The organism is Bradyrhizobium sp. BRP20, from assembly GCF_020194215.1.
Classification (GTDB): Bacteria; Pseudomonadota; Alphaproteobacteria; order Rhizobiales; family Xanthobacteraceae; genus Bradyrhizobium; species Bradyrhizobium yuanmingense.
The window spans coordinates 135,584-156,112 of the sequence record NZ_JADYVY010000012.1; the positions used below are offsets into that span (position 1 = coordinate 135,584).

Below are 20,529 nucleotides of genomic sequence, written 5' to 3' on the forward strand. Positions count from 1 at the left end.
CGATTGGCGATGTCTCGCGCCCTTTCAGCCTCGGCCAGGTTGCGTCCGCTCCTTAAGGAGTCAGCGTGCCACGCCCTTCGTCGCCAAGGCGCTTGCCGCCGCTCAGCGCTCCTGCCGCTCTCTCTCGCGCGGCGGACAAGATCCACCAATCATCAGTGCTCCACCTTTGCGTCCCGGCCGGGTCGCCGGCGAGTGGGCGAACGCCTGCTCGCGGGACGCTCGCGTCTGGCGACCATCAAGACCTAGGTCGTCCAGTCATAACGTGCGTTCGGCGCCGCTCGCCCGCGCATCTTGGCTATCTCCTGCGCGAGGGCATCAGCCGGGACGGGGAGAAGGCCCGGCTATTCGGCCCCGACGCCGACGAGGCCGATCTCAAGTCGTTCGGGGAGCGCTGCCAAAGGTTCAGGGGGCGTACATCTTGGTCAACCACTTAGAGAGCTGTTAAGGCAAACCAGTGACGCATCCCCAGGAGCTACTGTTCGTGCGCCCGCAACGGGCGAGCACGAATGTGGCCTACGGTTCTTCGCCAACGGACGCTTGGAGGAAGCGGACATTTCAGCGGCGACCTCGCCACCGCGCGCACGAATTACGACGATTTTCCTTATTCAGGACACCAGTGAATCTCTTTCCAACGCCCTGACACGAGTGCCATCTGCATGACGCAGAGCGTCGATAGCAGCCGGGACAAAGTTGGCGGTTCGTATTGCCTCACCTGAGGACGTAGCGTTCCGCTTGACCGATGTAGCTCCGGCTGTCACTCGGATGTTGTATCATGGCGCGCAGGGTTCGAGGCACTGGGGACTTCGCGGACTACCCACTACACGCAGCGGCGGCCGCAGTCCCCGGATCACCGGCACCGCCGCACCTTTAGCCGTGCTCGGGATGATCGTCTCGGCTGGTTTGCGTCTCAGCGATTTCGTTATCTCAGGTGAACACTTCGCTCCGCGCTTGCCGGACTCTCACGTAGGTCTCGCTCTCGTCTGTTCTCGCGCTCGCGCGACTATCGTGGCCATTCTGGTTAGCGGCCCCGAGCATAGGCTCGAAGCGTCAGCCAGAACGACGGGTCGAGGGCAGAGGTCGAAATGCACATGTTCGGTGCAAGACTGAGTCTGGTCGCGGTCCGCATCACCTGGACCTCCTAACCAGCTTTACGCTCAGGTGAACGCAATGCACGACGCAGACCCGCGCGCCGACTGCGAGGCCAGGCGGAATGAGACTTGGCCCGGAGATGATCGCATGAGAGGGGGCAGATGCGGCCGCGGGTTTGTCTCCTTTTTCGACCTTTGTCAGCTTCTCGAAAGCCAGCCTCTTTAACATTCGAACTTGGCCTCTCGATGACGAAGCCACCCATCTCTGAATTCGTGACGAACTTCAGCTCATTCCCTGGGGGCAGATCTTCAAGAGGCCTTTGTTCTTATAACAGAAAGGAGAGCTTTATGGATCCGAACCCGATCGATAATGCCCGTTCACCGGAATCGCCAACGGCGCACATCTGGACACAGGAAGATCATGATTTGTTCAGTCAGATCATGAATGAAGCTGGACCATCATCACCTGCCGCACCTGAGGAAGCGGTAGATGTCTCATTCGCCGCTCCACAGAGATTTTCACACGGTTCGCAAATCGCCCCTGACGCCATGGTTGAGAGGCTATTCCACCACGGTCTCTTGCCGGACTCGGACCAGCCGACGATGACCTATGAAATCCAAGGTCACCGCTACACGGCCGGTTTGGATGAGTCCAATCGCGTTCGTCTTGTTCATAACCCCGCGGAGGACCAAGTGGTTGGGGCCGGCCGGGCGGGAGTACCGGACTTCGGAGCCTTCTTTGCGGAGAAATGGCGCTACGGAATGCCGCTAGGACAGCAATGGGCCACACCTGCCCTAATGGACAAGCTGCGCGAAGAAGGTTTCATGCCGACCGCAGATAACCCCGCCACAATCCTACTTAACAATCGGGCCTACAAAGCCGAATTAGTGGAAGGAGGGTTCGTTAGGCTTACAAGGGTATGAGACGCAACCCGACGGTGAAGCGATCGCGCCGGACTGGAGGCCTGCGATCACTTCGGTTGTCCTTACCTGGAGAGACATTCGCCGCTTAACAGTGGACTGTTCGCGCCGCCAGTGGGTACGCATCATTGGACCCCCTGGCAGCCCACGAGATGCACGGTCATCCTTGCCATTTCATCTGCGTGGTGCCGGCCTGTCATCCGGCCTGCCATATTGCGCCCGTATTGCCTCCCCTGCCGGTGTGACTTTCGCTTAAACGATGTAGCTCCCGCTGTGGGCCAGTCCGAGATTCCACGATGGCGCGCAGAATCGGAGGGACTGGAGACGTCGCGGAATGCCCATTACACGCGGCCAGCGTCGCAGCTTTGCGCCGTGCGGGATGATCGTTTCGGCTGATTTGCGTCGGAGCCATCCCAACAAGCGCTGCACGATGGTGTGCTGCGGGCCGAACTGTTTGGGGCGTTGCTCAGCGAGGCGACCGAGAATTGCCAGCGCCCTCAGACGGGGCTCGGCCGCCAACCAGCGCTCGACGTCGGCTGGATTCGCGCAAATTGGGCAGCGAAACCGGTGACCGTGGAGGGCTTACTCGGAAACGGCGTAGGCCCTGCCTGTGCGAGCGTCAATAACTCGCGGACGCGGAGGTATTCTCAAGGAGCTGGCAGCAAAGGTCGCGTAACCGAGAACGACGGTCGCAAGTGGCTTTGCGTGGCAGTGCAATCGCGTGAGCGGTATTTATCGGATGGAAATCCTATCAGTTGGCACTACCAGATCTGGGCGTTTTGCAAGCAGCACCTGAACCGTAGGATTACGACACAGATCGCATGCAGCTTCGAAACGCGGAAAAGAATGCCATGGCGAACATCAATCTTAATTCCGAATCTCTTGCAGGTGCACGCGCCGGACAGCGGGCCATCACCGCCCTAAAAGTCATTGAACGGAGAGCGCTGGCCCCGAGACGCCGAGGTTTCCAGATGATACGCGGAATGAACCCGATGGCGCGGATGGTCGCAGCAACGAGGCGCGCACTCGCCATGTACGATCTCGACCGGTGCTGCGCAATCTGGTGGCTCTATTGTCTCCATTTCGGATTCACCGGCGACGTGATGTTGGGGCTCGCCGCGGTCTCGGTTGCCCACGAGAGATCCCGCTGCGGAATTTAGAAATCGTGCATCGAGCGCATCCCAGCCCGATGGCGCGCGCAATCGACTTTGAATCGAGTTCGTCCGGAGCAGGCAGCGGCGTCAGCAAGCCCGTCTTTGCTCATTCTCGGCGGACGATGGTATCTCCCCGGGGATGAATCTGAGCGATCACCTACGCCCTCAGTCTACCCTATCAGTCCAAGGCCGATTTCTCGTTAATACCCACCAGGCATTTCGTGTGAACAGCCCTCAAGGCAAAGCCGGTGCGTTAGCCTCTCGATCTCCTGGCTAACATCATTGGCAGCCTCGATAGGCGGCGCTGCGTTCCATCTATTGCTGACCCGCCTATATTGCTCAGTCGTGCGATGCTGTATTTCTCTCACATCCCAGAGCCTACAATTTCGTGTGCAATCATGATCTGGCCCGCTTTTCGTCATCCGCAGGATTCCCCGGTTTAGGCTTACTGGAATTCTACAAATGCACTCCGACAATCGACCGATATGCGGAGTGCGACGAACATGGCAGTACAATATGCACGGCAGAGGGATGGGCGGGGCGCAAAGCACCGAATTCGCAATTTGACTCCACAGGAGACCTGCCCTCTAACGGGGCGGAGTATCTACGATGGTGTGGTCCTCAACCGACAATGTCTCACTGATCAGCAGCCTGAACCGTCCGGGTGATCCTGAAGTCGTGACGACTGACAGCACAGAGAGCATGTCTGAGTGGTTGCAGGAATTTCCGTGGCGGATTGAGGGGTGTTGATACCCCATTATTATTGACCGACTGCGCAAAAGGCCTGTCAGCTTGCGGTAAGCTATGACAGATACAGAGCCCTTGGGGTTAACGGGATGTGACAGGGACAGCGTTATCGCTCCAGATCGATCGGCGCCGAGTCACTTTTCCGCTAGTCTCAACGGCAGTGCGGATGTGGTAGGGACTAGTTGGCCTGGCTTCAGCCCCCGGGTTGGTTAGCACCGAGCCGCGCCCGCACTGTTTCTACATCTTGCCCCGACCAATCCCGCTGCTATCTCCGACAAGCTTCGCAGGTACTCTGGCGAAGGTCGGTACATCACCTGAAAAGGTGAGGGCCACGTACTTCCATTCTGCCGCGACGCGCGCAATGAGTGGCGTTGGACACTACATACCGCCACGAGAGCCGCCTGAGTCGCGAGTTCGGCCGCAAGCGCTTCGGCGATGAAGGCTATGCCATGGAAAAGTTGGTCGCAGAGCTTGGCGCGGCCTTCCTGTCCGCCGATTGGGCCTGATACCGGAGGTGAGGGAGGGGCACGCCTCCTATATGCCCTCTTAGATCAAGGTGCTGAAGAACGACAAACGCGCGATCTTCAAACTTCGTCCAGCGGGCGGCGGACTTCCTGTATCGGTTTCAGGCCAAAAATTCCGCCGCGGCCTGAGCCGCGGCGGAAATAATCGATCTGGACCTCGTCATTTTAACTCCAAATAGCTTGGATCTCCAATGGACTCTGGACGAAGTTGTTGACTGAGCGTCATCCTACTTACAGCGAGGCGGATTTTTCGCCCGGGTTTCAGATAGATAATTCGCTGCGGCTGCAAGTATTTTGATTGGCGACGGCTGACGCCGATCCGCTTGGCCAGTGTCGCCTGGTCTAGCTTGAGGCGTTCCTGTCTCGAATTGCGATCAGCGCAAGATCAAACTCGCCATGAAAGTCGGGGGTGAATACAAGCTCGCGCAATGAGCCCCCGTCGGCGAAAAGGATTACCCTCTCCTTGGCGAATAGCCGATGAGAGAGCGAATGAACGAGGAACGAATCGCGGAAGGCAGATTTGCGAGAACGATTCGGATCAACCGTGGCTTGGCACCCGTGCGTGCACCTGCGGCGCCGCCGGTATGCCGTTTTGCAACCCGAGCAATGACCAGTCGGTGGGCAGAACAAGACCCGTCGCATCTATCGCGAATTGGGCCTGCAATTGCGTAACAAGTCGCCGAAGCGGAGGGTCAAGGCCAAGCTGCGCGATGACCGCAGGCCAGCGACGCGCGCCAACGAGACCTGGGCGATGGACTTTGTTCATGACCAGCTGGCAAATGGTGGCAAGCTCCGGGTGCTCACGATTATCGATATCTTCTCCCGCTTCTCGCCCGCCCTGGAGCCGCGGCTCACTTTCCGCGGCACCGATGTTGTGGAGGTGTTGGAAAGGGTTTGCAACGAAGTGGGCTTCCCGGCGACAATCCGCGTCGACCAAGGCAGCGAGTTCGTGTCGCGTGACGTCGACCTCTGGGCCTACCAACGCAGCGTCACGCTGGACTTCTCACGCCCGGGCAAACCGACCGACAACGCCTTTATCGAAGCGTTCAATGGCCGCTTCCGGGTCGAATGCCTCAATGCCCATTGGTTCCTGTCGCTTGCGGACGCCCGGGAAAAGGTGGAGACTTGGCGCAGATACTACAACGAGGAGCGGCCCCATGGAGCCATCGGCAATCGGCCGCCGATTTTGCTGCAAAATCACGCCGGCGCCACCAGCCCGCCAACGTGATAAGAGCGCAAAACTCTAGTTCTGGGTGGTCCAAAGTCCGGTCTCGCTACAAAACCCGAGACTCTAACTGCCGCTGGATGAAAATGCAGTGGCAGGTCACCCGAACTTGACATATTCTGTGCAAGAAATGAATGGGCGGCTCAATCTTCACTTCGCGGTTTCCGGAAATGGCCGGGGCGCTTTACGGCGATCGTCTGGGCCCGAGGGTAATATCGCCTTTGTACCGCTTGATTATTCCTAATCTAAAGGGTCCTGGCTGTGCTGAAAGCATTTTTAAGCGCGACGGTATTTTTTAGCAGCATTGTCAGCGCTACCGCGATTGAGGAGCGACTACCGCAGCCGCTGCAAACAGGCGTGGCAGGACGGCAAAATCAGTGAAGTCATTGGGACTACGGTGTTACGACCTGTCCCGCCCTTGTCATCAAGCTGTTCTGGCTCGCATCCGTGTACGGATCGTGATGATCATTTCGTGAATAGATCCGGTAGGGCGCAGCCGTTCGCTAGGGGCGTCTTGTGGATCACGATCCTGATGTACGGCTTAGCTACCGGATTGGGAAACGCGAACAAATCTGTCGAGCCTTCGACGAACATGTTTGCTCCGACCGGCGTGAGGGACGGCAGATGATCTTCAAGATAATCCAGATGAGCTCGATTTGGAAGCAAGCCCGTCCGACGGATAGAACGTGTAGCGCCCGCTCAAATCGGGCGCGATAATCTCAGCCGCTACAAAGTACGTCTCGACCCCGTGAACATCCTGGGTAGCACCCGACGCGACTGCAGCATCTTTAAGCTGCTTCCATTTTCCGCGACCAGGAATCAGTTCAGTCTCTCAGGTAATTGAGCATACTATTGCAGGCGTCCTCGGCCTCAGCCAAGCTCTGCAGGGGCGAGCCGAGCACCCTGATCGCGCCACGGCTCTGGTCAAGCGGACGCCACGAAGCGACGTAGCCGAACCTTCCGCGGAAGCCAGGACCGGTCGGGCTCTGCAAGCTTATAACGAACGAGTAGCCGCCGCTGCGCGCACTCCAAATTTCCATGTTTTCGACAGCGCGGTGGAACTGCAGGGGCATCACGCACCGTTCGCCTGGGCAACTCGAGAATGAAATTCTTCCGGCGGACTCACTGGCGTACAAAATCCGAAACTCTAACCGCTGCCCGATGAAAGCGCAGTAACAGGTGAGCTGGTCTGCCAGGCGAAGCTGTCGTCTAAGTCCTCTTCAATCACCCCGGCCGTGCATAACTGATCGAGCAGGTCGGCTACTGCGAGCACGCTCGTTCCGTCAGTCGTGACCTGCCTAACCAGCTCCGACGCTGTGCAGTTGCCATAGGCGATTAGATGGCCAACGGAAGTCGGAGCGATGTCGTCCAGCACCCGGTGTTCCATGTTGCGGGACCGGAGATGAAAGCATCGGTTCCCAGCCTCGTATTGCAAGTCCCTGCGGAAGCGGATCGGCAATTTGGGAGCTGGACTCTCGAGCACATGCTGGTCGATCATGCGCTGCAGCCCCTCGCGGAACTCGTCAGACCTCCTAAAGAAGCGTTCACTCAAGACGCGGTAGCCAAGAGGCCAGCGTTCGCTACCGGGCACCGGCGTCACCAATTGTAAACGTCCCTGCAGCATATTCACGAGAAAGCCGGAAACACAGGCGATGGTCGTGTGATCGCTCTCCAGCAAGGCGATTGCATCATCTTTGTTGGCAGCCCTAAGTTTCTCGCTCCGCGCGCGCGCCCGGCAAAAGCCTTTGCAGTCAGCGCCTCCTTGCCCTGCAGGACGAGTTCGACACCGATCAGCTCCTCAGGCGAAAACGCCATGTGAATCTGGTCGAGATGTGTTGTGCTCAGCACGGAGAAACGGTTCGTCACGGTGCGATAGCGCTGGAACAGTTCGAGCACGCGCGTGGTGAGTGCGCGATCCCTGAGCGGGGCCGCCGTCGTTGTTTGTGGCAATGCGCCCGTGATCTGATAATAGTCGAATAGAAAGCGGTCGTAATGGGGGTTGTCCATAGGCTCTGTGGCCCAGTAGCAGAAACCAGTACGGGCTGCCGAACCAAACATCTCGCTCGCAATACCGACCGCGGCGCGCCAAAGCGCTGCATGCTCTTCGCTATATTCGTAATAGCCTTTGAAGCGGTCGGCCGAGAGGCCGCAGAACCAGCAACCGATGGTGCAGCCGTCGCTCAGCTCGAAAGCGATGATGGGGTACGTGACCGAGGCCGCCGTTCCGCCCAATTCGTCGTTGCAGCGCCGGATTTGGCGCTCACGCCAGGCATGAAAGCGAGGGTTGATCGTCGACATTTCGCCCTCTTCGCGCAGGAGGTCGCGATCGCGCAACATGTCGCAGATAAACTCGTCCCACATCATAGCCAGGGGCCAGGGCGTAGACTCCGGCTTGAAGCGGTATTTCAGGTAGCCGCCGCGCCAGAGAGGAAGCATCTTCATTGGGGCAACTTCGATGCCGTAGCGCTCTGTTACCGCTCGAGGAGAATGAACGTTCTCCGAAAGCGCCCTGCGGAACTCCAAGTCACCGGCCAGCCGCTCCATGAAGCGCTTGACGTGTGACAACGTGCGCAGTTGCTCGGGGGTACGCCGGTCAAAAATCCGTCGGCAGTGTTCGGTCGCAGTGTGCGTCATAAGGTACGGGTACGCCCTGAAGCCGCATCTCTAGGCCTGAAAGCAATGATCTCACTCCTGACGAGGCGTGCTTTCAGTTCTGTTCGCACCGGATCGTTTCCTTCAGGACGAGCCAATGCGATCAGAGTGAAAATACGTCAGGCCGCGACAGCGACAAAAACTACAATAAGCAAAACGACAGCGACTAGGTCACGGCCCGCTTCCGCGGCTTGCACGGCGTCGTAGGTGCCTCCGACGTGGAACTAGCCAACGCAGTGGTATGCACAATCCTCCTCAAGCCTACACCGCTCAAATCCTGCTTGCCGCCGACAATCGCGTCGAGCTGCATCAACGCATGTCGGCGTGGCACTCGGATGCTGCTCCTAACCTCATCAAGCGTGAAATCGTAGCCGTGGCTCTTTCCGATCGCGAAGACCTGTAGCACTCTGCTTAACGTTTTCGAGCAGACTACCCTCTTTCGCTAGATTCTTGACCGTTCTACCTCAGCCTGCGACATAGCCCGGCCTCTGCTAAATGTTTCTACCTAGCCGTCGCCTTGGAAGCGATCGGTGATGACACAGCAATCCGCATGCCAAACTGACATCGCTGCTTTTGCGCTTTGTCTGAGCGTGCGTATCGTCAACTTTCCGACATTGGTCTCGAACATAACAAGCGCTCAGTCGAGCGGGATGAAAGCTCGTTGTGGGTAGCTAACCCAGCAGCAAGCGGTTACCATCGACAAAAGCTCGGTCAGAACCGTGCTCAGCAGCGTCTGCTTGCGGATTAGAAACGGCGCGCATTCCGTCCAATACGCCCGGTTCTGCGAGAGGCTGGAGGTGAAATCCCGCCGGCCTTTTCACCACACCATCCGTATCCCGGCGAAGGGCAAGGTACAACCGGGCGGTTCTGCGCTTGTGTGCGGTGGCCGGCCACCGGGCCTGCGCCGGCGGCGGCAGTCTAGTACGCCTCGAGCAACCGACGAGGCGAGCATCTCCAGAAGAAGCTGGCCGCGTTCGCCGGCATGCTGTACGCCGGTGCTACAGCGGGTTCGAACCGCTGTTCGACCCGCAGAAGAAGGTGCGGCCGATTACACTGGCGTTTTGCATTGCCCATGCGCGGCGGGGCTTCTTCGAGCTGGCTGACATGGAGAAGAATGAAGTAGGCGGGCAAGTACAGACTTCAACAAACCCGGTCATCGCGACCGGGAAATTGGTCTTAGAGCATGCGTGTGCCCACAGCATGATAATGCATTGGTAGTCTGTTCAGTTGAAGGATCGTCCTCAGAGAGTGGGTGGTGCGCGCCAAATTTGTATTCGCTCGGCCTCATATTCGAGAAGGCCGCAACAGGCTGCGCAACGTGCTGTCGACCGTACCGAACTAGTGTTGTGGGCGGGCAGCTTTGCTACCCTGGCTATGTCGCGTGTCAATCCGTTAGGTGGTCGGCTGGCGAGTTGTTCAAATGACGAATTCACATTCGTTGACTGCATCCCCACAGCGGCAGGAAGTCGCAGTGCATCACCGTCTCTCTCAGGAGCTCTACCTGCCATCGATGAGTCGAGGCAATATCACATGGCTCCGGGCCGCGCCGCCCCGTTTTCCGAGGTGCAGCCAACGCCATCGACTCCGATCGCTTCGATGCGACAGCATCGGGTCTGCGAACTAACGCGCGCCACCGCGTAACTACCGCATAAGAGTGCTGTCAATTGTCGCTACCAGATCTGGGTGTTGGGGGAAGCAGTACTTGCCTCGTAAGGTTACGGAAAGGCCGGATACGCATATGCGTGTTCCCATCAAGCTTCGAGACGCGCAATGCCATGGCAAACATGAATCTAAGCTTCCAATCCTTTGCCGACGCATGCGCGCGACAGCCGACCGTCACCGATCAAGAACTCACCAAATTTAGAGCACTGGTCCCGAGACGTTCAGGTTTTCAGACGAGACGTGTCATGAAGCCAATAGCGCGGGTCGCAGCAGCAATAAACCGCGCTCGGGCACTCTCCGATCTCGACCGGTGCTGCGCAATCTGGTGGCTCTATCGCCTCCATTTCGGCATCAACCGCGACGTGATGTTCGGCCTTGCCGCGGTCACGATCGCTCAGGAGAGGTCCCGCTGCGGCATTTAGGCCTCGTGACATCGGTCACCGTTCATGCGAGCGCTGGCACTGCCCCACCAAACCTGCCACCACGTTGTGTTGGCTGGCGGACAAAAAATCTCAGTCTAACGCCAAACGTCTCAAGTCTCCCCCAGGCCACTAAGGTCGCAATCACATCTAGTACCGCGGACTGCCCGGGGGGCACAAATGGCGCCTGGAAATACGCTGAGCAGACCGCACAAGCCGAACTAGTGCTCGCCGTTAGCAGCATCAGCAGGATGAGATTTGTGGCGTGGATGATGCTGCTCATGCAGCCCAACATCATCAATTGACGGGCCCGAATAGCTGAGCGGAGAGCGCAAAATCGGAGTGCTTGATTGGTAAAGTCTGCCGATCGGGAGCAAGGACGCGACGCTCGCATTTCACCAGATGATCTTAAGCGGAAAGGAATTTGCCGCGCCCGAAACCGCAAAGGTCGTGGAAAATGGTCGAGTAGCTCATCAAGCAAGTCTGGCGAGCGCATTGCGATGGATTAATCCTCACGCAGAGGGCCCGTGGGCAGGCTGCGTCTCTGTCGATCGAAGTCTCTGTGAGCCATTCGTCGCTGCGGACGGCCAGCCGTTCAACCGTTCGCCGCCCGGAAAATGTGCCCTCGGCGCCTATCCACACCAGTTTGGGCGATGACACGACGCCTCAATTTCCAGCTCGCGTTGTCATCGTCATAAATAAATCTCCGTTGACTAACGGCCAAATAAGCGGAGCTATTCGGATTTAGGTGACGAGGTGATCGGGCGCTTTGTTTGCCGGTGCCAGCACTTGGATGACCTCAAGGCCGTGCTTGGGACTGCTGCTGCGAGCTTCGATAACTCGTTGGAATGTTGAGGCGCCGCCGGGTCCCTGTGGCGACGATCACCGGCTTGAACACCATCGGTCTGGCGGTGGTTACGGTAAGAAGCCTTTCGTCCGTACAAGCTGTATCGCCGGGGTGGCCTACACGCTCTCGATGGGTTGGTGGTGCCGGCTCAAGTGCCGCGAAATCGGACAATTACGCTAATCACAAGCCGTAACGAGCCTGTGGGCGCGTCGATCGCGAGTGCCATGCAGACGATGGCAGGTCCACTACAAGAGTGGGTAGGTGCCAAAGTGGACGCGGGGTCCTAGCGTCCTCCTGTTCCTCTGCCGATCATCGAGCCAGAAGCGAACAGCGAGAAGGTCATACGGACAAAACCGACGTGCGGAATCAGGGTGGCTGCGCATGTCACCTCGATGACGAGCTCCGGCGTTCCGATTTGGGCGCCGAAGAAGGCGACGAATGGCGGGGCGCGTGCCTACGGAAAATCAATCAGGCAAGAAGCAGTCTATGGAACGTCAACCGGTTGACGCGGTCACGGCGATCGATCGGCTTGCAGATTCGGATCCGGAGAGAGTTGCGCTGAGGCACGGCGCAGACGAACTCACATATGAGGCGCTACGATCAAGATCGGATGCCCTTGCAAGGACCTTACGAGAGCAGGGTGCTCGCGGCGCGGTTGTCGGCTATTGGGGAGGGCGGGACCTCGACTGGGCGACGGCGGTCATCGCAATTTTGAAAGCTGGATCAACGTACCTACCGCTCGATCCATCGCTGCCGGCTTCCCGTACATCATTCATGATCGAGCAGAGCCGCTGCGCTTTGTTGATGGGCCGAGACCGGCCGGATTCGCTCAGCCTATTCCAGAAGAGCAGCAAAGCAGCTCCGCAATTCGTAGCTATAGAGGCGGCTCTGCGCCGGGTGCAGACCTCGTCTGTTGTGCCATCCCCGAACGCGGATGGACTTGCCTATATTCTGTTTACGTCTGGTTCGACGGGCCAGCCTAAGGGCGCAATGATCGAGCGCGACGGCCTAAACAATCATTTGGCGGCAAAGATCGATGCCCTAAGTCTCACTCGGACGGATTGCGTCGCGCAAACGGCATCGCACTGCTTTGACATCTCGCTTTGGCAGCTTCTTTCTGGGCTTTGCGTCGGAGCCTCTACATCAATCATCGATGATTCGACACTGAGATCGCCCTCATCGCTCCTTCAAGCAATTCAACGATGCGGCGCTACGATCGTCCAACTCGTTCCGTCGATGCTGGCAGTGTTTGTTGAATATCTGCAATCGCTTGCCGCGGCAGAGCGAGCCATGGACGGCTTGCGGATTATTTCTACGGTCGGAGAACCTTTAACGCCCGGATTGGCGCGTGCGTGGCTTGCCTTGTATCCCCACGTTTCCATTCTCAATCATTACGGGCCGACCGAGTGCGCCGACGGCGTGACGCATCATCTGGTTTCCGTTCCGCCTGCGCTGGCTGAGCCTTATGTGCCGATCGGCAGGCCAATTCAAAACGTTGAGGTTTATGTCGCGGACGGACCACGGCTCTGCAGTGTAGGAGAAGTCGGCGAAATCTGTGTTAGCGGCGTCGGTGTCGCTGCCGGTTACGTCAATGACCATGTCCGCACCAAGAATGCGTTTGGGCCGAACCCGTTCTCAAACGACCCGTCGTTCGGGCGCCTATACCGGACAGGTGATCTTGGGCGCGTTCGTTCCGACGGGCTTCTGGAATGTCTCGGTCGACGGGATCGTCAGGTTAAAATTCGCGGGCACAGAATCGAGCTGGGAGAAATCGAAGCTCGTTTGTCCGCTCATCCCTCGGTGCATGGCGCCGTCGCAGTCGCATCTGTCTGCGCAGGTGTAAAGCTTACGGCGCGAGATATAGCTGGGTCGGAGGCGCAAGCCGAATCGCGGCGTCTGGTCGCGTATGTGTCGGCTCCAGCTGAACTGGCGGAAAGCGATCTTCGGAAGTTTCTTGCTGAGGCACTCCCCAGCTACATGCTTCCGGAAAGAATCGTCCATGTGGACGATATTCCACTGACCAGGAACGGAAAGGTCGATTTTGCAGCGTTGCCTGACCCGGCCAGTGTTCGGCCGTTATTGTCAACGCCCTTCGCGGAGCCGCAATCAGACCTCGAAGTCCGGCTACGTCAAATCTGGTCCGGCATTTTGCGCATCGAGAACATAGGTGTAAATGACCAATTCATAAGCCTTGGCGGAGACTCGCTCCGCGCAATGCTTATATTGGGACAGTTGCAGACCTTGCTAGGAGTGAGAGCGGATTTCAGACTGGTCCTGAATGGCACAATTCGATCTCTTGCCGCTTCGATCGAGGGGCGCACTGAGCTCAATCCGTGTACGGCTTTGACATGCCGAAAGCTAAACCGATCACCTCTGACGCACCTCCAGGAGCACCTTTGGTTTTTGGCGCAGCTCGATCCATCTGCCAGGAACTACATCATTCAAGGCGGGCTGCGCATTAAGGGAAACATCAGTTTAGCTCGGTTCAATCGCGCCTGGACCGAGGTCATTCATTCCCACCAGGCACTTTCGGCGCGCTTTATCGACAAAGACGGTCCGGTTCAATGCTTTGATGCTCCGCCATGCACCAATCTTGAATTGATCGATGTATCTCATCTCACCTCCTCCGAGGCTGAGGAGCTCATCGCACAGTTTCGGCGAACGGAGCTGAAAGACAATTTCGATCTCGGACAGGGCCACTTGTTTCGCGCGCGCATGGTCCGGCTTGGTCCTGACAATCATCTCATATTGATCACCGCTCATGAAATCATCGTCGATGCCTGGTCCATCTCTGTGCTGCTCAGAGATCTTCAGCAAAGGTACGTAGATGCCGTGGCGTTTTGCCCAGAGAACCGTGCGTCACTCTCGGGCTACGCGGCGTGGGAAAAACGACACGTTTCTCCAGAGGCGCTGGAGAGCCAACGTCACTATTGGCGTCGTCAGATTGGTGATGATCCGCCGGTGCTTTCGCTTGGAACGGGACGAGCGCGCCCGCAGACAAATTCATACCGCGGCGCCTCGCATCCAGTGCTGCTTGGCGGCGATCTTTCCAGTCGTGTAAGAGAATTTGCGCGCCGAAACAGCTGCACCACGTCGACAACACTGCTGGCGTGCTTCAAGCTGCTGCTACGAATGTATAGCGGTCAGGACGACATTGTCGTCGGCATACCACACGCTGTACGGGATCAACCTGGCAGCGCCGACATCGTCGGCTTTTTCCTGAATATGCTACCGATCCGTGCCGCGATCGATGCCGGTCAGTCCTTTTCTGCTCATGCCACGCGCATCCAGGGCCTGGTCAGCGATGCCATCGCAAATTCGGCCTATCCATTCGGATGGATGGTCAGGGATACAAGGTTATGTCGCGAACCGGGGCGATCACCGATCTTCCAGGTCATGTTCAACATGTACTCCGAAGCCGCCGAACCCGTTGGTCGGGACGAGTTGGATCTGACATTCCGCGAATACGACACAGGCTATGTCAAATTCGACTTAACACTGTACGCGCAAGATGACGGCGACGAGATTGCGCTCCAGCTCGCGTATGCGGAAGACATAATCTCGAGTGATCTGGCTGTCCGCATGGCCAACAATCTGCGGTGTCTGATTGCCGCCTGCGTTGACGGACCGCTTGCGCCCATTGAGGAGCTGAGCTGCCTCAGCGCGTCAGACGTCACTCTACTGAACTCACTGGAGGGATCCAGGCAGCCATATGAGTGTGAATGTCTGCTTGTAGAAGCCTTCGAGCAGATCAGTGTCTCCAATCACAGCAAGGTAGCATATTTTGGCGAGTTCGGGGAAGTCACATTCAGCCAGCTGCGTGAGCGCGTAGCAGCTATCAGGTCCTTCCTGCTGGATTTGGACGTGGGCGCTGGCGATATGGTCGCCATGCTTGTCGACCGGTCGCCTGACGTTGCCGCTGTTATGCTGGCGGCGCGAGCTTTGCACTCTATTGTCGTGCCGATACCGCCAGATTATCCCCCTGATCGGATCCAACATATCCTGCGAGATAGTCAGGCAAAGGTGTTGGTTCACGCAAATACCACGGAGACTGGCTTTGACATACCTTCGATTTCTCTATTGACGTTAGACAGGTGCAGGGCGCTGACGGATAATTTCGAATCCAGCGACTCACCCTCAGATCACCAAATTGCGAATCTTATATACACGTCGTCCTCAACAGGGCGGGCGAAGGGGGTTCTTATTCCGGAATCGGCCATTCTCAATCGGCTGAACTGGATGTGGCGACGCTTTCCCTTCAATAGTACCGACGTGATGGTTGTCCAGAAGTCCGCTTCCCTTGTTGCGTCCGCTTGGGAGTATTTTGGTGGGCTTCTGAGAGGTGTACCCACGCTGATCCTCACCCAAGGGCAGGTGCTAGATCCGGATCTGTTGTTGTGCAGTTTGGCAAAACATCGTGTGACACGCTTTTTTGCCTCTCCGCCACTCCTGTCCGGTATCATTGGGTCCCAGGAACGGCAACCGCAAAGGACCGCCTTGAGATTGGTCACAAGCAGCGCCGAACCGATGCCTTCCTCGCTGCCTGCTCGCTGGCGCGGGTCTTTTCCGGGCGTGCCCTTGTGGAACTTCTATGGTGCGACGGAATGTGCGTCCAATGCAGCCGTGCACGAAACATCGGATGCGGATGGCAACTCGGCGCTTATCCCAGTGGGACGGCCAATCGACAACGTAAAACTCTACGTGCTCGATGCACGATTGAAGAGAGTGCCTGTTGGAGCCTCCGGCGAACTGTGCATCGCGGGCCGCTGTCTGAGCGCTGGGTATTGGCAGGATCAAGATCGGACTGACCGCTGTTTCCTGCCGAATCCGTATGATGGCGGACAATACGATGTGCTTTATCGAAGTGGGGACATCGCACGCATCTCAATCAGCGGCCTTCTCGAGATTTGCGGCCGATCGGACAACCAGATCAAGGTGAGGGGCTTTCGCATCGAGCCGGAGGAGGTCGAAGTTGCCCTTGAGTCTCATCCGGCAATCGCAAAGGCCGCGGTCTTCGCAGAAGGCATCGATGAGGATCGCCGCTTGACGGCGAGCCTGGAGCCCGCTCGGGAGAATCTAAGCTCTCGAGAGATTCTCGCCCACCTGCGCAACAGATTGCCATCTCCCATGGTTCCCACAGCCTTCAGATTGGTTGACAGTGTTCCCCTGACGACAAGCGGAAAGATAGACCGTGCTCGCCTTTCCTCCGTTCCTTACCGCGAGATAGAAACTAGTCCATCTGCTGAGCCCCGCACCAGGAACGAGCGGGTTCTTGCTCGGATCTGGGAGGATCTATTAGGCGCCGAGGGGGTGGGAATCGACAGCAGTTTCTTTGATATCGGCGGCGATTCTCTTCTGAGCGTACGTTGCGTCACGCTGGCGCGCAAAGCCGGGCTGAATCTCACTGTCAACCTGCTCTATCGAACACCGACCATCAGGGAGTTGGCGGCCGGGGAAGCGGAGGCGGCACCCCACAACGCGGCTTCCGCGGACGGCCTACTGCCTGTGCCCCCCGTAATATCGTTTTGGAATTCTCTTGTCGGCTTTGACGAGCATTTTAACCTAGGCGATCTGTTCTTCTTGCGCGGCGGCATCCTGGACATCAAGATCCTGGACCGCGCTCTGGCCCATGTCATCGAGAGGCACGAAGGCCTCAGGCTCCGCGTTGCCCGAACCCAAGATGGACTACGGCTGGGGATTGGCCCTTGTCCGGCCGAGCGCATCGTGGAGGAGATCGATCTCGTCCGGATGACCGGCCCAGACCAGCGCAGGACAATCGAGAGCGTCTCGGCAAGACGTCAACACATGTTTCGGTTTGACGGCCACACGCCTCTTGTTCACGTCGTGGCCTTCCGTGCTTCGGAAAGCGGCGATTATTATCTGCTGGTACTGGTGCATCATTTCGTAGTGGATGGGATGGGCTATCGGCTATTCCTGGAAGCATTGGAGGACGCATACAACGCTCTTGCTGCAGGCCATGATGTGAATGGTGCCGAGGCCGTACAAAGGCTCTCTCCCTGGTTGAAGCGGCTCGAGCACTACGCGAACAGCGAAGCACCAGACGAACTCAAGCACTGGGAAGGCATTGACTACGATCAATTCAACTTCCGTGTCAGCGACGCGTCATCGGGCCGCACGAGTGTTGCCGAAGGAAGCGCGAGAGAGCTTCACGATGCAAGTCTTAAAGGTCGTCGCGAGGATGCGGATGGCCGTTCGCTTCGGGTAGATCGGGCCAAGTATCATCTTGAGATCGACCGGGAAGGGACAGCGAGTCTCCTCAGTATTGGAGCCAGATCAGCGAATTGTCAGGACTTTGATGTGTTTCTTGCTGCCCTGTCGGGTGCGTTTGGCGCCCTGTTCGGAAACTATTCGCTCTGGATTGATAGCCTGACCTCGACACGAGGCCGGCTGTTTGACGATTTCGATTCATCTCAGATCATTGGTCTTCTCAGCGAGCTCGTTCCGCTTTCACTGAATGTCACAGGAAGGGAGTCGCGTTCCGACCGTGCTCGTTTGATATACCGGCAGCGCAATGCGCTGCCGCGCGGGGGAATAGGCTTTCGGGCCCTGAAATTCCTAAACCGAGATCCAGCCATGCGGCGTCGGCTCGATCGCCTGCCACTGCCCAGAATTGGGGTGAATTATCGCGCCCGCTTGCAGCGCCATTTCCCACGCCGTTTTCTAGACACAGAACCTTCTCCACTTTGGATCGGCGAACACATGCATCAAGCGGCGGCGATCCACGTCTTCTGGTTCGATGTCGGATATCAATCGGGCGATCTACAGATTGACACCACGTATGATCCGAGCATGGTCGATTATGAGGTGACCCGCCATCTTTGCACGGTCTTGCAACAGGAGCTGTTGCAGACGATCAATGAAATTCGGAAGATCTCGGGACACCTTCATCCATGAATGAGCCCGATGCGGAATTCGCCGCCGAGGCCGATCACGATGTGATGCCGAACAAGAACGCGCGCATCGATCTATCAGACCCCGGTCTGTTCAGACTTATCCTACGGCTCGCCATTCCGTCTGTTGTTGGCTTGTCGATCAACGCGTTGCAGCAGGTCGTCAACGCAATCTTTGTTGGCGCACTCGGCGCGCCGGCGATCGCAGCCGTCAGCATGACCTTGCCGATCGTGGTCCTGCTCGCGGCGGCCGGACAGGGGATAGGAGTTGGAGCAGCGTCGTTCATATCTCGTCATCTTGGTGCTGGTGAGTACCTAGAGGCGAGTCGAGGCGCCAGTACTGCTCTCGCGCTCGCCGCGCCAGTCGGCATCACGGTCACAGTCGCTCTGTTTCTAAACATGCGAGAGATCTTCCTAGCGCTCGGCGCAACTCCAACCATCATGCCCCTGGCGCTCGACTACGCGACCACACTTTTGTTCGGATGCACCCTGATGCTTCTGAATATCGTCAACGGCTTCATCGTCCGAGCCGAAGGCGATACACGATTTAGCATGTGGACGATGATGACCGCCTTCATACTGAACGCTGGCCTTGATCCAGTGCTCATATCCGTGCTGGACCTCGGTGTGCGAGGCGCCGCTCTCGCAACGCTTGTGTCTCAGACTGCGGCTATTAGCCTCTATATCGCGTATTTTACCAAGCGACGCGGAATGGTCGTCGTCAGGATGTCTCACATCTCGTTGCGAGCAGATCGCATCAGACAGATAGCGTTCGTGGGGGCGCCAGCGACCATGACCAGCATCTTATCTGCTATTACTGTCGTGCTCTTGTACGGAGCAGCTGCGCCCTTCGGCGAAGAGTCCATCGCGGCCGTGGGAATAGCCGTGCGACTCTTAACGATTGGCGCACTGCTTATCAGCGGTTTCTGTATGGGGTCTCAAGCTATCCTGGGTTTTGGCTGGGGCGCACGCGATTTTGCTCGCGTACTGAGGGCTGCAAAGGTCATGCTCTCTATCACGGTTGCGCTTTCCTTTGCGTATTCCGCGACCGTTATGGTTTTTGTCCGTCCTTTGGTCGGGCTGTTCAGCGATAGCGATAGCGTCAGGGAAATTGCCGTTTCTGCCTGCACCGTCTTCCATCTCTTTTTTGGACTGTATGGTATTGAGACTGTCGTCACGGCGATGCTTCAATCGCTCGGGAGAGCGCGTCTCAGCGCGGTTGTGTGTTTCGCGAGACATTATCTCTTCATTCCGGCTGTACTGTTCTTCCCTGCCATCTCTGGCTTCAGCGGAGTATTGGCCAGTCAAGCCATCGCGGAGCTAGGCGCCGGGATGATTGCACTGTTTATCATGCGCCGTCAGTTCGTTGAGCTCAGGCGATGCGGCCGACACGTTCAGCCTGGAATCGAAAGTGCTCTTTGATCTGATCATCGGAGCCGGCATTTAAGCCTGCATGGCCGGCGACGGGATGGCTCCAAAATTAAGTGTGATGTGCAAGAGCGAGTCGCTATGTATCGGTCTATATCGCTGCGATTGCGATGAAGGCAAAGCCGTCGAACGTCGTGCGCGGGTGGCGCAGCGCGGCGAGGTCGACGTCGCGCCTAGTCTTGGCGAGCACTCGAGCTCAAGCCAAGGATAAGAGAGACCGATCATGAGGAAGCTACATCCGTGGCTGAAATCCGACCGCCCTTCAGTGTCGTGTCGCTCATAGTGAGGCAAGATAGGCAGCCGGAATTTGCGGCTTGCAGTCTGAGAACGCAAAGACGCCTTCGGAGCGATATTCCCGGCTGTGGGCGCTCTGTTTCGATTGTGTGTACTCAACTACCGCGAGGCCAAGCGGCATGCACGCCGTAAGGAAAATCTACGTCTCCGGGTAGAACGAAAGACACGGCATCACGGGGACGACCTGCATTCGTGCCGAGTGCAAATTTCGAAGATCGAGGGATTAAGTCCGTTGTTAAGCTCCGAGCCGAGAGGATTCGGCGGCGAAAACTCTAGCCAAAAATGGTCCAGTTTGACGGCCTCAGATCCCTTGAATCGTACGTAGCGTCAAGTTGTATCTCAGATGGGTGGGACGGCCCCCGACCACGCCAAGGCTATCCAACGAGCGAAAAGGATTGCGAATGTTTCAATTCTTAGACTCACGCCGCAGGACTTCCGTGATCAGCGAAAGCAGGGCGGTTTGAACGGCACGCTCTTCTTTAGCGATGGTGGCGGTGTTGTTCACCCGATGCAGGCCCGTTCCCCTTCGGATGCACCTCGGAGCACCAACACGCCATTGCGCAAGTGGCGGCTTACGAATCGCCGATGCTGATCTCGTTACGAACGCGGCTGCGCGACGAGCGGAGCTGGAGCTCTCCACCGATCCAACAAACGACT

6 protein-coding genes and 3 pseudogenes are annotated in these 20,529 nt (G+C 57.6%); 7 read left to right on the forward strand and 2 right to left on the reverse strand.

Annotation, left to right across the window (positions count from 1 at the left end):
• The first annotated feature begins 1,436 nt into the window (after positions 1-1,436).
• The 4 genes and pseudogenes from I6F33_RS25885 to I6F33_RS25900 form a co-directional block, all read left to right on the forward strand.
• Complete coding sequence (locus I6F33_RS25885; RefSeq protein ID WP_225144525.1) at positions 1,437-2,012, forward strand: hypothetical protein; 576 nt, start codon at positions 1,437-1,439, stop codon at positions 2,010-2,012.
• An 848-nt stretch (positions 2,013-2,860) separates the two neighbouring features.
• A complete protein-coding gene (locus I6F33_RS25890) occupies positions 2,861-3,169 on the forward strand; it encodes a hypothetical protein (protein ID WP_225144526.1) in 309 nt (102 codons plus the stop codon).
• Between the two features lie 1,127 nt (positions 3,170-4,296).
• A pseudogene (locus I6F33_RS25895) lies at positions 4,297-4,563 on the forward strand (zincin-like metallopeptidase domain-containing protein); the annotation flags it as partial.
• 499 nt (positions 4,564-5,062) lie between these two features.
• Positions 5,063-5,662 (forward strand): annotated as a pseudogene (locus I6F33_RS25900) (IS3 family transposase); the annotation flags it as partial.
• A gap of 1,144 nt (positions 5,663-6,806) precedes the next feature.
• Here I6F33_RS25900 and I6F33_RS25910 read toward each other — a convergent pair.
• Together I6F33_RS25910 and I6F33_RS25915 are read right to left on the reverse strand one after the other, a co-directional pair.
• Positions 6,807-7,337, reverse strand: coding sequence for a hypothetical protein (locus I6F33_RS25910; protein WP_225144527.1), 531 nt, complete (start codon positions 7,335-7,337; stop codon positions 6,807-6,809).
• Positions 7,286-8,293, reverse strand: a complete 1,008-nt coding sequence (locus I6F33_RS25915; RefSeq protein ID WP_225144528.1) for a radical SAM family RiPP maturation amino acid epimerase — start codon at positions 8,291-8,293, stop codon at positions 7,286-7,288. Before I6F33_RS25915 ends, I6F33_RS25910 begins: the two co-directional genes overlap by 52 nt.
• Before the next feature lie 913 nt (positions 8,294-9,206).
• On the opposite strand from I6F33_RS25915, the pseudogene I6F33_RS25920 reads away from it, so the two are divergent.
• The 3 genes and pseudogenes from I6F33_RS25920 to I6F33_RS25930 form a co-directional block, all read left to right on the forward strand.
• Positions 9,207-9,427: pseudogene (locus tag I6F33_RS25920) on the forward strand (transposase); the annotation flags it as partial.
• A gap of 2,298 nt (positions 9,428-11,725) precedes the next feature.
• Positions 11,726-18,154, forward strand: a complete 6,429-nt coding sequence (locus I6F33_RS25925; protein ID WP_225144567.1) for a non-ribosomal peptide synthetase — start codon at positions 11,726-11,728, stop codon at positions 18,152-18,154.
• Entirely contained in the window at positions 18,151-19,572 is a 1,422-nt protein-coding gene (locus tag I6F33_RS25930) for an MATE family efflux transporter (protein ID WP_225144529.1), read from the forward strand. Before I6F33_RS25925 ends, I6F33_RS25930 begins: the two co-directional genes overlap by 4 nt.
• Positions 19,573-20,529 lie beyond the last annotated feature (957 nt).